Origin of the sequence: Streptomyces sp. ATCC 21386 (assembly GCF_018728545.1) — a bacterium.
Classification (GTDB): Bacteria; Actinomycetota; Actinomycetes; order Streptomycetales; family Streptomycetaceae; genus Streptomyces.
In genome coordinates this window covers 1-13,482 of sequence record NZ_JAAVVL010000003.1, presented here as the reverse complement: position 1 = coordinate 13,482, position 13,482 = coordinate 1, and the positions used below count along the sequence as shown (strand labels likewise).

The 13,482-nt window shown below is 68.5% G+C and carries 8 protein-coding genes and 2 pseudogenes; 7 read left to right on the top strand and 3 right to left on the bottom strand.

All coding sequences use genetic code 11. From position 1 onward, the window contains the following. Nucleotides 1-286 precede the first annotated feature (286 nt). Both GWK25_RS42920 and GWK25_RS42915 read left to right on the top strand, forming a co-directional pair. Nucleotides 287-1,665: pseudogene (locus tag GWK25_RS42920) on the top strand (alpha/beta hydrolase family protein). A 64-nt stretch (nucleotides 1,666-1,729) separates the two neighbouring features. After that, nucleotides 1,730-2,602 carry a PaaX family transcriptional regulator C-terminal domain-containing protein gene (locus GWK25_RS42915; protein ID WP_215458138.1) on the top strand — a complete coding sequence of 291 codons (873 nt, stop codon included), beginning with the start codon at nucleotides 1,730-1,732 and terminating at the stop codon, nucleotides 2,600-2,602. 48 nt (nucleotides 2,603-2,650) lie between these two features. Here GWK25_RS42915 and GWK25_RS42910 read toward each other — a convergent pair whose 3' ends face one another. Next, complete coding sequence (locus tag GWK25_RS42910; protein ID WP_215458134.1) at nucleotides 2,651-3,511, bottom strand: PaaX family transcriptional regulator C-terminal domain-containing protein; 861 nt, start codon at nucleotides 3,509-3,511, stop codon at nucleotides 2,651-2,653. Nucleotides 3,512-3,674: 163 nt separating this feature from the next. Between GWK25_RS42910 and GWK25_RS42905 the strand changes: the two genes are divergently transcribed. Then, nucleotides 3,675-4,823 (top strand): acyl-CoA dehydrogenase family protein, encoded by a 1,149-nt coding sequence (locus tag GWK25_RS42905; RefSeq protein ID WP_215458133.1) that lies wholly within the window; start codon nucleotides 3,675-3,677, stop codon nucleotides 4,821-4,823. Between the two features lie 39 nt (nucleotides 4,824-4,862). Then, nucleotides 4,863-5,702: an alpha/beta hydrolase gene (locus tag GWK25_RS42900; protein WP_215458130.1), complete on the top strand. Its 840-nt coding sequence runs from the start codon at nucleotides 4,863-4,865 to the stop codon at nucleotides 5,700-5,702. A 375-nt stretch (nucleotides 5,703-6,077) separates the two neighbouring features. Here the strand turns inward: GWK25_RS42900 and GWK25_RS44155 are convergent. Then, nucleotides 6,078-6,506: pseudogene (locus GWK25_RS44155) on the bottom strand (SGNH/GDSL hydrolase family protein); the annotation flags it as partial. A 180-nt stretch (nucleotides 6,507-6,686) separates the two neighbouring features. Between GWK25_RS44155 and GWK25_RS42895 the strand changes: the two are divergent. The 3 genes from GWK25_RS42895 to GWK25_RS42880 all read left to right on the top strand — a co-directional run bounded on the left by GWK25_RS42895 (nucleotide 6,687) and on the right by GWK25_RS42880 (nucleotide 10,619). Next, nucleotides 6,687-6,902, top strand: coding sequence for a hypothetical protein (locus GWK25_RS42895; protein ID WP_215458128.1), 216 nt, complete (start codon nucleotides 6,687-6,689; stop codon nucleotides 6,900-6,902). Nucleotides 6,903-6,946: 44 nt separating this feature from the next. Further along, complete coding sequence (locus GWK25_RS42890; protein WP_308404510.1) at nucleotides 6,947-8,572, top strand: ABC transporter ATP-binding protein; 1,626 nt, start codon at nucleotides 6,947-6,949, stop codon at nucleotides 8,570-8,572. A gap of 1,795 nt (nucleotides 8,573-10,367) precedes the next feature. Continuing rightward, nucleotides 10,368-10,619: a hypothetical protein gene (locus GWK25_RS42880; protein WP_215458124.1), complete on the top strand. Its 252-nt coding sequence runs from the start codon at nucleotides 10,368-10,370 to the stop codon at nucleotides 10,617-10,619. Between the two features lie 1,712 nt (nucleotides 10,620-12,331). Here the strand turns inward: GWK25_RS42880 and GWK25_RS42875 are convergent. Further along, a complete protein-coding gene (locus GWK25_RS42875) occupies nucleotides 12,332-13,153 on the bottom strand; it encodes an IS5 family transposase (RefSeq protein WP_251830818.1) in 822 nt (273 codons plus the stop codon). Between the last annotated feature and the right edge of the window lie 329 nt (nucleotides 13,154-13,482).

Sequence of the window (13,482 nt, the reverse complement as noted above, 5' to 3'; positions counted from 1 at the left end):
CCGGCCAGTCACCCCTCCGCCCGCCCTTGATCCCCATCGGGTGGGAGGTCGGGGCCGAATCCGCCGACGATTGCGCCGGCCAGAGATATTGTGCAACTTCTTGACGGTCGCAGCGGGTGCGCCTACCTTCGCGGTGTCATTCGTCCGGACGACGAAGACCGTGAAGGCTCTGTCAAGCCTCCGGCCAGGCTCGTACAGAGCGCTTGCACAGTCCGATCAGGGTGCGCGGCCCGCTGTCGACGGCCGCGTAGCTTCAGGACAAGGAGTCCGCTTCGTGAAGTCCCGCATCCGCAGACGTACGCTCATCGCCCTGGCGGCACTCCTGCTCGCCGCACCCATCGCCCCGGCCGCCCAGGCGACCGAGACCGCCGCCCATCTCGAAGGCACGCTCCCGTCCGGCGCGACCTACATGATGGACAGGCCGGACTCTTGGAACGGCACGTCCTGCTCTACAGCCACGGCTACAACCCGGCCGGGCTACCCAACCCCGCACGCAACGCCCCCGACGACGCCACCAAGTCCCTCCTGCTGAAGGAGGGTTACGCGCTCATCGGCTCCTCGTACGCGAGCAACGGGTGGGCGGTGACCGACGCGGTGCCGGACCAGCTCGCCACGTTGGACGCCTTCACCGCGCGATTCGGCCCCGCCCCGCGCACCATCGCCTGGGGGACCTCCTACGGCGGGCTGGTGACCTCGATGATCGCCGAACGCCACCCCGAACGCATCAGCGGATCACTGTCGATGTGCGGCTTGCTCCAGGGCGGCGTGGCCAACTGGAACAGCACCCTCGACCCGGTCTTCGCGTTGAAGACACTGCTCGCACCGGACTCGGGCATCCCCGTGACCGGCCTGGGCAGCCAGGCGGCCGCCGCCGTGGCGGCCAACACGCTGGCCTCAGCCGTCACCGAGGCGCAGCAGACGGCCTCCGGCCGGGCCCGTATCGCGCTGGCCGCGGCCCTGCAGGACATCCCCGGCTGGAACGACCCCTCCCAGACCCGGCCGGGACCGACCGACTGGGACACCCAGCAGGCCAACCAGTACCAGGCGCTCATGCTCCAGGTGAGATTCCCCGCCTTCTCCTGGCGGCAGGAGGCCGAGAGCCGGGTCGGGGGCAACATGTCCTGGAACACCGGCGTCGACTACGCCGCGATGGTCCACCGCTCGCCCCTCTACAAGGAGATCAGTGAGCTCTACACCAAGGCCGGTCTGTCCTTGGCCAAGGACCTCACCACACTGAACCGCGCCCCCCGCGTCGCCGCCGACGCCAAAGCCGTCGAACGGATGGGCCTCACCAGCTCCTTCACCGGCCGGCTGACCAAGCCACAACTGACTGTCCACACCACCGGCGACGGTCTCATCCCGGTGTCGGCGGAGAGTGCCTACCGCCGCGCGGTGACGGCCGCGGGTGCCGCCCCCTTGCTGCGTCAGGCGTTCGTCGAGAACGCGGGCCACTGCACGTTCAGCAGCGCCGAGCAGGCCGCCGCCCTGGACGCCCTGGAGACCCGCATCACCACCGGCCGCTGGCAGGGCACCGACCCCGCCCGCCTCAACGCACGCGCCACGCAGGCCGATCCCTCCGCGCCCGCACGCTACGTGACCTACCTGCCCGCACCGTATCCGCGCCCTTATGACCTCGCCCACCCCGCCGACCAGTACCGGTCCTGAGGCCACGCCCGCCGTCGTGCCGACGGCGGGCGACCGTACCCTTGCCGACGTGACACTCTCCGAGATGTTCTCCTCCGACACGCCTGACGGGTACCCCGGTGATGCCGCTCCGGACGCGCCCGGCGGTCCGCAACCGCGCCCGCAGTCGCTGTTGCTCGCCTTCTTCGGCGACCATGTCCTGGAAGAGGGCCCGTTGGGTGTGTACTCGGGCAGCATCATCGACGTCCTCGGACGTGTGGGAGTCGGTGAGTACGCCGTCCGCTCCACCCTCACGCGCATGGTGAACCGGGGCCTGTTGCAGCGTCGGCGGCAAGGGCGCCGTATGTACTTCGGTCTGACCCCGCACGCGACGCAGATCCTCCACAAGGGGCGGAAACGTGTCTGGCACACCAGCGCGGTCAACGACGACTGGGACGGAACCTGGACCCTGCTCGGTTTCTCGCTGCCCGAAGCCTGGCGGCACCGGCGGCACGACCTGCGTTCACGGCTCACCTGGTCCGGCTTCGGCCCCCTCTACAGCGGACTGTGGATCGCCCCGGGTGACGTCGACATCTCCGAGATCGTCGCCGAACTGGACATCGCCGCCCATGTCAAGATCTTCCACGCGCGCGCCGACGCCGCGACCGACATCGACGTGATGATCCGCGACACCTGGGACCTGGAGACAGTCGCCGCCCGCTACGCCGCCTTCGAGAAACGCTGGATCACCCATGTCGGCGATTGCTCCGTCGACCCACTGGCCACCCATCTGTGCCTGGTCGCCGAGTGGCTGGGGACCATCCGCACAGATCCCCGGCTGCCGACCCGGCATCTGCCACCCGACTGGCCCGCCCGCTCGGCGGAAGAGATCTTCCGGCGCATCGCGGAGCAGACGGGGGAGCCCGCCCGCAGGTTGGCCGCCGAACTGCTGGAAACGACGCCTCTGGAACCTTCCTGAGCTGTGCCCGGCTGCCTGTGGCCTGTCCGCGGTTCATGCCGCGGCGCGTCACTGCTCGGCAGGGTCTCCGACGATGGACGCGACGTACTCGAAGGCCATGGTCTCGAGGAGTTCCCGAAGTTCGTGGGCGAGTTCCTGGGCGGCCTCGCCGTGCCAGTCCGCCGGCAGGAGCGGCGCCGGCAGGCCCGGGTCCAGGTAGGGGAATCGCATCCACTGTTCCAGGGCCCGGGTGTAGAAGGCGAAGGCGTCGCCGGGTTCGGTGACGCCTTCGGACTCTTGGATGGAGGTCAGCACCGGGGACCATGAGTGCAGGTACTTGGCGTACGAGGCGGCGAGTTCCTCGAGGTTCCAGGCGCGGCGGACGAGCGCGGTGGTGTCGCCGAGCCCTTCGTGGTGGGCGGTGAAGGCGTCGACGTACTGTTCCAGGCCGAGCCGGCGTACCCATCTCAGCGCGGCGGGCAGGACTCGGGCGGGAGCGATCCACAGTCCGCTGTCGAGCTGGCCCATGCCGAGCCAGACGAGACGTTTGCGCAGGGTGTAGCGCTTGTCCCGCTCGGTTTCGGGGACCGAGAAGGAGACGATGACCCAGCCGTCCTCCAGCAGGGCCGGTTTCAGCGGGGCGTAGACGACCTCGTCGCCCTCCTCGAAGATGAGCTGCGCCTTGGCGGTCGCGGCATAGCCGCGGACGGTTCCGCGGCGCTGCGGGACCAGCAGATCCCGGCGCGTCATCCGGGTCACCGCCGAGCGAGTCGCCTGGGCCGGTACGCCCAGCCGCTCCAGGAGCGTGATCAGGTCGGCGACCGATGACCACCCCCGTATCAGCCGTGAGTAGTGCCCGTAGACGGCCAGGATCAGCAGCTGTGTGCTGTTCTTCGCCTCGTCCTGCGGCAGGTCCACGCGCAGTCCCATCACTCGCCTCTCGTCCTTCGGGCTTCGCGTCCCCATTCTGTCCCGGGATTCTGGCCCGGGATTTCGCCTTGATTTTATGTCGGATAGCTTTCGGTCGATATGGATCCGACATATTCTGCCTCCCGAGTCCAGTGCCCGCCGCACGATCGAGGAGGCATCCCGTATGAAGCGCGATCTCTATGACACCGACCATGAGGACTTCCGGGCCATGGCCCGGGCTTTCGTGGCCAAGGAGGTCACCCTCCATCTCGCCTCCTGGGAGGCCGCGGGGGAAGTCGACCGGTCGCTGTACCGGGCGGCGGGTGCCGCCGGACTGCTCGGGCTGGGTGTGGAGGAGGAGTACGGCGGCAGCGGCGTGGACGACTTCCGCTACAACGCGGTTCTCATCGAGGAGCTGTGCCGCGCGGGCGCCACCTCGGTCGTCATGAACATCAACGGCTTCACCGACCTGATCGCCCCCTACTTCCGGGAACTCGCCACCCCCGAACAGAAGGCGCGCTGGATGCCGGCGCTCGCCGACGGCAGCCTGGTCGCGGCCATCGCCATGACCGAGCCCGCCGCTGGCAGTGATCTGCGCGGGATACGCACGCGGGCCGAACGGCAGGCGGACGGTTACCTGCTGAACGGCGCCAAGACCTTCATCAGCAACGGCATCCTCGCCGACCTCGTGGTCGTGGCGGCCCGTACCACCGCCGACGACGGACAGGAGGGGCTCAGCCTCTTTGTCGTCGAGCGGGGGATGCCCGGCTTCGAGCGCGGCCGCAAGCTCCACAAGCTCGGCCTGTCCGCCCAGGACACCGCCGAACTGTCCTTCACCGACGTGCCCGTACCGGCCGCGAACCTGCTCGGTGAGGAAGGGCGGGGCCTGGAGTACCTGAAGCAAAACCTGCCGCAGGAGCGCATCAGCGTCGCCGTGACCGCGGCCGCCACCATGCGGCGGGTCCTGGACGAGACGATTCGCTACACCCGGGACCGGATCGTCTTCGGGCGCCCGCTGTCCGAGCTGCAGGCGACCCGGTTCACCCTGGCCGAGCTGGCGACCGAGACTGAGGTAGCTCAGACCTTCACGGACCGCTGCGTGGGCGAACTCGTCGTCGGCCGTCTGACGGACACCGAGGCGGCGATGGCCAAGTGGTGGGTGACCGAGCGCCAGCAGCAGCTCGTCTCCCGGTGCCTGCAACTGCACGGTGGATACGGCTACATGACGGAGTACCCGATCGCCAAGGACTTCGTCGACACTCGCGCAAGCACGTTGTTCGCTGGCACTACCGAGATCATGAAGGAGATCATCGGCAAGTCACTGGTGCGTTGACGCACACCATGCCGAGTTGCGAGGCACCTCCGAGTCTGGGTGGTACGGCACAGGGACCTGCGCTTCGCCGACGTTCCCAAGCGCGCGGAAGCCCTGCGGGTGGAAACCGGCGCCGGACCGGTCACCTGCACCGTCTACCGTCCGCCGGCCACGGCCGAGGCGCCCGCCCCCGTGTACGTCACCTTCCACGGGGGCGGTTTCGTGGTCGGTCGCCCGGAGCAGGACGACCACATCTGCCGCTACATAGCCGCCACGGCCGGCTGCGTCGTGATCAACGTGGATTACGCCGACGCACCGCAGAGGCAGTACCCCGTACCTGTCACCCAGGCATATGACGTCACCGCCTGGGGCGCCGACAACGGACCCGCGAACGACTGGGACGGTTCACGCCTTGCCGTGGGCGGACACAGCGCCGGCGCCAACCTGACCCCCGCGGTCTGCCGCCTGGCCCGGGACCGCGGCACGTTCACGCCCCGCCTCCAGATCATCGACTCCGCCCTGCTCGACCAGCTCGCCGACCCCGCCACCAAGCAGTCCCTCATAGCCAAGCCGCTGCTCAGCCCTCAGCTCATGCGGGTCTTCACCGACGCCTACGTGCCTGATCCGGCCGACCGTGCGCATCCCCTCGTCTCGCCCGCACTCGCCGACGACCTCGCCGGACTCCCTCCCGCCCTGGTCATCACCGCGGAGAACGACCGCCTGCGCGACGAGGGCGACGCTTACGCCAAGGCCCTGGCCGCCGCGGGCGTTCCGGTCACCCACCGCGTCTTCGAGGGCGTCGACCACTACTTCACCCACACTGGCCCGGTGCCGGCGGCGAAAGAGGCCATCGAGCTGATGGCCGCCACCCTGTGCACCGCACTCGGCGACCGACCCTGATGCTCTGATCCTGGGTCCACCGCGCGAATTCTGATCACGGGTGTCAGGCGGTTCCGGGTGTTTCTTCGGGGTGCGGGCAGCGATGCTCGCCGAGTGGCCGTCCGGTGCGGGGTCTCCGAGGTCTTTCGGCCGACCAGGTGGGTCTCCCGGGGAGGAGCCCGTGACCTGGCTGCCGATCTGGACGCACGAGCAAGCGTTCAAGCTGACAAGAACGTGGGCTGCTTCATGTCACTGCACGTCACTTGCAGAAGGTCCACCGGCATGCTCCGAGAACGCGCCCTGACCTGCAGCGATCGGCTGAGCGTTTCCGAATCGACGGGTGTGCGTTCCGGGGCGATTTCCTGGCCGCCCGCTGACCTGCGGCGACGGAGTTTTCTACAAGCCCCCCTCTTGTCCACGCTGGAAGGCACGGCCGAAGTGTTGGCCGGAGCTGCCGACGGACAGGAGGTCCGGGCGTTTGGCCACGCGACCGTCTCCGGAGGAACGCCCACGCGCGCGCCTGCCGATCCACGGACCGAGGAATCCGGCGACCCAGCGCACCTCGGCTGACGCGGCACGCAAGAATCGTGCCCGACCGACAGGCAGGACGGGCAACGGGTGCGTCCAGGAGTCGTCAGTGTCTGGCAGGTTGAGCGAGTGAGCGAGCGCCGCCGCGATTTGCTGGTGGCCGAGTGGGCTCGAGTGGAGGCGGTCCTGACTCCACAGGCGTGGATCCGTGGCCACCGGATACAGGGTGACGTCGGCGACGACGACACCATGCCGGTGCGCCGCCGCGCGAACGCGGTGGTTCAGCGCCTCAAGGCGCGGCCAGGGGGCGGACCATCCGGCAGTCTTCGGTAACGCCCCCGCCGATCGGGGGGAGCGCCCTGCCCACCGGTGGAACCTCGGTGCCCGGCCGGTCCGGTGCGACCGGACGGCGGTCTCTCTTCAGCCACTCGGCGGGGGTGGCCCCGATAGTTGCCGGATGGGAGCGGGGCTGGAGGCATGACACAGCGTGTGCGACACGGCGAGCGCGAGGGCTTCCGCGGAACATCGGCCGACGTACCAGGCCGTGACGCCGTCCCTGGCAGGGGCGAGTTTCTGGAATTCCTCGGTATGGCGCTGGCGGCGGGCGCCTTCGTCCTGTGCGTCGTCCGCCCGGAGGTGACCGAAGCGCTGGTGCGCCACCTCGCCATGCGCACCGCCGGACTCGGCCACTGACCCGGCACATGCTCACGCCCCGGCACACTGAAGAAGGGGATTCCGTGAACACCGCCTCCGCCCCGACGACGGATGAGACGTCCCCGTCCGCCCGAGAGATGCTCAAGGCACTGGGCTCGTACGTCCGGCCGCACCGGTGGGCCGTCGCCCTCGGTCTGCTGTGCGCCTTGGTTGGGGCCGCCGGGGGGCTGCTGCAGCCGCTGGCCACGAAGGCCCTGGTGGACCGGCTCGCCGCCGGAGAGACCATCGCCGGGATCCTGATCGCGCTCACCGTGCTGGTGCTGGTGGGTACGGCGGTCGAGGCGTTCGGCGCGTATGTGCTGGAGCGGACGGCGGAGTCGGTGGTCCTGGCCGTGCGGCGCACCCTGGTGGGGCGGCTGCTGCGGCTGAGGATCACGGAGTGGGAGCGGATCCCGCCGGGCGATCTGATGTCCCGGGTCACCTCGGACACCACGCTGTTGCGGGCGGTCAGCACCCAGGCGGTCGTCTCCGCCGCCACCGGCGCGGTGGCCTTCGTGGCGGCCATCGTGATGATGGCGTACCTGGACGTCGTACTGCTGGGTGTGACGATCCTGGTCGTCGTGCTGGTCGGCGGGGCCGTCGGGCTGGTGATGCCGAAGATCGCGCAGGCCACCGAACGGGCGCAGGAGGCGGTCGGGGAGGTCTCCGTCGCGCTGGAGCGGGCTCTCGGGGCGTTCCGTACGGTGAAGGCGTCCGGTGCCGAGGAGCGGGAGACCGCCCGGGTGGAGGCGGCGGCGCGGCGGGCGTGGCGGCACGGCGTGAAGAGCGCGAAGTGGGAGTCCGTGGCGGGGTCGGCCGACGAACTCGCCGTACAGCTGGCCTTCCTCGCGGTGCTCGCGGTCGGCGGGGCGCGGGTGGCGTCGGGGGAGATCCCCGTGTCCACCCTCATCGCCTTCCTGCTGTACCTCTTCTACCTGATCGAGCCGGTGTCCACGCTGATCGAAGCCGGGTCCTCCTATCAGGAGGGGGCGGCCGCGCTGTCCCGGATCGCGCAGGTGGAACGCCTGGCGACGGAGTCGGCCGACCGTCGGACGGGCGCCCTGCCCAGGCAGGGGGCACCGGTCCCGGGTCCGGCGTCGGTCCGCTTCGAGGATGTGTGCTTCCGCTACCGCCCGGGCCAACCGTACGTCCATCAGCAGGTGAGCTTCGAGGTACCGGGCACCGGGATGACGGCCTTCGTGGGCCCCTCCGGGGCGGGCAAGTCGACGGTGTTCGCGCTCATCGAGCGGTTCCACGAGGCCACCGGCGGCCGGGTCCTGGTCGACGGCAAGGACGTACGGGACTGGCCCCTGTCCGAGCTGCGGTCCGCCATCGGGTACGTGGAGCAGGACGCCCCGGTGCTGGCCGGCACGCTCCGCGAGAATCTCGTCTTCGCGGCGCCCGGCGCGACGGACGACGCCATCCGCGACGTCCTGGGCTGCTGCTGTGGAAGCGCTGCTAGCCCGCCGCTTCAGATCATGGTGAGCTGTTCGTGCTCGGGCAGGTCGAGGTGGACGATCCGGCCCTGGGGCAGTAAGGTGGCGAGTTCGCGCGCCTCGTGGGCGCTGCGGACCAAGACCAGCTTCTCCGTGAGTGTGGGGCAGTCGGCGATCAGGTCGGGGCAGGGCCGCACGATTCCGTACAGTGTCCGCCGCTTGTCGGTCACGTAGATGGGGACACCGCGGGCGTACTGGGTCCACATCATCGGCTTCTCCGGGACCTCCACTCGAGCACTCGACTCGCGCCAGGCGTACTCGGCGACGGCAGCGAACAGCTCGGTCTGCTGCTGCAGTGACAGCCGGCCCCACCATGCCCGCGCCGTCTCCAGGTCCTGGCGCTCCCGCTCCTCCCGCTCGGCCTGCTCCTGGGCAAGACGCGCCTCGCGTTCCACCCGCTCCCGCTCCCGGCGTGCGTCCTCCTCCGCCCACCGGCGCTGCGCCTCCTCCAAGCGCACCCGGGCCTCCTCGGCCTGCCGCGCACGTTCCCGCTCCTCCAGCTCCTTGCGGCGCCGCTCCGCAGCCTCTTCCTGCTCTTTCTGCCGAGCCTCCCGTTCCGCCCGCGCGGCTTCCTGCCGCTGCCGCATCGCCTCGTGCTTGTCCTGATCGGCGATCGACCTCCGCGACGTCCACCACTGATCCCGTCGGAACCGCCGCTGCTCACCGTCGACCACCCGGTACACCCGCCGGTACCGAGGCAGCACCTCGGCCGGAACGAGCTGCTCCTCCAGTGCCCAGCGCACGAACCGATCGAGCGGCTCCTGCTGGAACTCCCACCGCCCGCTCCGGTACACGAACCCGGCGAGCCCGTCGTCCACCACCCACGGTTGATCCCGCTCCTGCGGAGCCCTGACCCGGACGGCCGGCACGGCGCTGATCCACTGCGGCGGCCGCGCGCCCGGGTGCACCCAGCACACCCGGATCCCCTCCTCGGCGTACCGGCCAGTGCGGGTGGCGATGTCGTCCACAGTGATCGGCGACAGCTGCGCCTCCCAGGCCATGCGCCGGCTCCCATCAGCGGACGAGGCCATGACGTCCGCCCGCCACGACCCGTCCTCGGCCGGCACCTCCAGCGCCGCGAACCACGGTGTGGAACTTCACGTAATTCCCCAGGGTGAAGTTCATGGACGTCCCCATGGGGAAGGCGGAGTTGCTCCGCGGCGACCAGGCGGACGACGCACTTCCCGGGCCGCCTGGCAACCAGCCGATCCTTTAGGTCCGGGCCGGGCAGTCAAGGATGAGCGCAGCTCATCGCGGTAGCGACGCCGCAGGCGTCCTTGACGGCCCGGACCGGACCGGACACTTCACTGCCGGGCGGCCCGCCCCCTTCCCCCTCGCCCGAACCGCACGAACGAGCGGGGACGACGGAGCTGGTCTGGGGAATTGCATGACCGTCGACACCCGGCAGCCCGGATCGCGCCCGCCATCTCCAGCTTGAGCATGTGGTGCTCCCACGACTCGTTCAGCAGCTCGCACGACTTCGGCCGGTCGCGGTCGTGACAGAAGAAGCGGACCCCGTACCGGGGACGGATACCCCCAGTTCCACCTGCACAAGCTCGGGCGCGGTACCGCCCGCCGACCGCGCAACCTCATCTTCGCCACCCAGGGAAAACCCGACATCCGCTTTACCAGCGCCCTCGACAACGACATCGAGATCGCCGAACGAGCCGACGAGATCCTGGTCTACGACCACCCGGTAGGCAAGAACAGGCTCCTCTGGAGCGACCTGCTGTCCTGGTGGCAGGAGACCCGCAGCATCAAGGACACGGAGACGGCCAGCCACTGCCTATACGACCGCCTGCAGGCTTCGCTGCCACGTGAATCCGCTGGACAGAACCTGTTCTGGCTCTACCACAACCTCTACAAGAGCCAACTACACGACGTACCTGCTCTCCTGCCAGAGATATGGGTGCACTGGGACCCCAAGACCGTCCGCGAGCGCGGGGAACGCGCCATGCAAAACCTCCGCATGGACTTCCTCATGCTGCTGCCCGCGAACCGCCGCGTGGTGCTGGAAGTCGACGGCATGCAGCACTACACGCGCGACGGCGGAGCCATACCCGACAGCGCAAAGTACGCCGCGACCATGGCTGGCGACCGCGACCTGAAGTTCCGCGGATACGAGGTGTTCCGCTTCGGCCACGACGAACTGCGCGACCGCGAGCGTGCTCGGCCCGTACTCACCGAATTCTTCCGAACGCTCCTGGACCGGACACCCTGACAGACGTCCGTAGCTCATCCACTCGTGATGAGTCCCCCTGCCTCAGCACCGAGACAGGGGGGAAGCTGCCTATCAATGTCTGTCTCCGCTGGGAATTCACATGGAAGCAGCCGGTGCCCAATCAGCGGAGCGGGTGGCAAGGGCGCCGGCCAACCATAGACCCTCACGAAGAGGACTCACCATCAGGAGATTGGTTCCGACGTGGCTAGAGAGGATCAACCACCGTGACGCACTCGGAGCCACCACAGAACGAGGCTGACCGTGCCGGTGCCTGCGCCGTAGGAGATGCCCTTGACGAAATACGTCAGTGCCATTTTTCGGCGCCTATAGACCTGCGTTCGGATCCGTTCTGCTGTTGAATGCCAAATGCTGTTCACCTATACCTCCTGAGAGAGTGACAGGGACTTGTGCCCTGCTTTAAGGGAGCAGGACGGGTGAAGCTTATGGGCTATGAGAGAGCTCGACTTTCCTTCCCTGGAACGCGGTGAACCGGCTGGTTCGATCCATTGTCGAATGCAATCAGAACGGTTCGTTAGAGCTCCTGTGAACGCAATCCGGACGCTGTCCTCCCAGGTCACAGACCTCGGGAAGTGGCGCCGTCCGGACGTCGTCCGCCCTGATCCGGATGGCGTCCGCGCAGGTAGATCTTCTGCTGGGAGCAAATAGCCCGGACACGCGGACGTCGCATCCGGACACTGGACGCCGTGTCCGGACACGGCGTCCGGATACCAGAGGCACTGCCGTGATCGCGGACGTCTTTCGCTCCACTGTCCGGACGCTTTTCGTGCAGGCAGAACTGCTGGGTGAGGATTGGTTCACCCTGTCCGGACGCGGGGTGGACGGCGCGTCCGGACAGGTCCTGCTGACGTACCGTCGTCCGCGCTGCTTGCGGGAATGGCGTTCACATGGAGTGCGAAAGTGAATTCCCCATCTCCGCAAGACAGTAGCCGTGTGTCCTAAATCACACCCATGAGGAGTGAGGAGACGGGCCGGAAGAGGAATGTCATGGCGGAGCCGATAAGTTCCCCTTGTGTCTGTGTAGGTCATTGCGTCTCTACTCAAAGAAATCCATTCGAGCCCAGCTCCCGCCAGCATCTCCACAACTGCAGGAGCCACGTGGAGCGAGTAGTGCTATCCACGACCAAGTGCGTGAGCACACGACCAAGTGCGTGAGCAAGAGCTGCCCGCAGTGGCCGGCAAGGCCAGGGATCTGCGGTGGCCGGAGTTCGAACGGCCCGTACGGGCTCGATCTGTCGCGGCCGGTTTAGTGGGAAGTCGAAGCCCTGGAGCCGGGCGAGTTTCAGCGCTTGGTCCTCGCTGCCGTCGACGCGTATGTCGACCAGGCCATGCTCGCTGACCGCATCGCGCAGGAGGAGCGGTCAATGCGGGCTTTCCCGGCGGGTGGCCGCTCAACGGCTCGCCGGGCGACTCCCGAACTCATTGACCTTGATCAAGCGCAGCGGGATGCAGTGACCGCGGGCGTCGTCGACCCACTGGCTCCCAGTTCGGCTAGCCCGATGTCCTGATGCCGCCCCTGGTGCAACCCTGCTGGGCCCGCGAGGATCAAGAGATGCCCACGGACCTCGTCAGCGGACAGACCCGCGCCTGCATGCGCGAGATCAGCGCCTACCTCGGCCCCAACCGCCTCCGCCCCTGCTGGCAAAGGCGGCTGGCCGAGCGGGGCTGGGTGACCGCGTTGCCGTCGGGCCGGTTCACGCCGCGCGAGCCCACCGTGCCTGCCCGGGCAGGGGCCGGGATGCCGTCCGGGCGAGGCGGCGGCTCATGAGCATGGCCATCGAGAAGTAGACGAACGTCTCGCTGGAGGCGGGCAGCGTCTCGAAGTCCCGCACCAGACGCCGCGATCGCATCAGCCACCCCAGAGTCCGCTCCACGCACCACCGTCTGGGCAGCACCACAAAGCCGCTCATGTCGTCACTGCGCTTGACGATCTCCAGGGTGAGCTGGAGTTTCTCCCTGGCCCAGGTGACCAGGCGGCCGGAGTAGCCGCCGTCCGCCCAGATGAGGGTGATCTTGCGGAACTTCTCCCGGAGCCGGGGCAGCATCACGCGGGCGGCCTGGCGGTCGGTGACGTCGGCGGCGGTCACCAGGACCATCAGCAGCAGCCCGATGCTGTCCGTGATGACGTGCCGGCGCCTGCCGTTGATCTTCTTGCCGCCGTCATAGCCGCGTGAGGCAGCGGGCACCGACGCCGCACCCTTGACGGACTGCGAGTCGATGATCGCCGCGGTCGGTTCCACGTCCCGCCCTTCGGCCCGGCGGACCCGTCCGCGCAGGCGGTCGTGGAACTCGCGGGCCAGTCCCTTGTCGCGCCACCTGCGAAAGAACGCATACACCCGGTCCCACGCCGGAAAGTCGGCGGGCATCGCCCTCCACTTGACCGCGTTGTCCGTGACATAACGGACCGCGTCCAACATCTGCCGGTGGCAGTAGCCCTCCGGCTGTCCGCCCCGCCCTTCGAGCCAGGCTGGGACCGGCATCGCGTCGCGCACCACCTGCCACTCGGCGTCCGTCATATCGGAGGGGTACTGCCGCATCCGGTCGGGGCGGTCGGCCGCGTTCCCGAACCGGTGAGCGAGGCAATCGCACGCCGACACGCGCGAGTTGGACGGGAACAACGTCGTCACGCAAGACTGGGACAACAGGGCCTCCTGGTGCACGAGTTGGCTTCGCAACCCTCGTGCTGCACCGGAGGCCCTGCTTTCATGCGCCCGCGCGGCCAAGATCACCCGACCAGGGAACCCGTTCGATCAGAACCGTCCTCATGATCGATAGGAATACGGCTTCTCAGTGTTGTGTGGGTTGTTGTGGGGTGCTGTATGTGTCCTGTCTCCTATACACATCT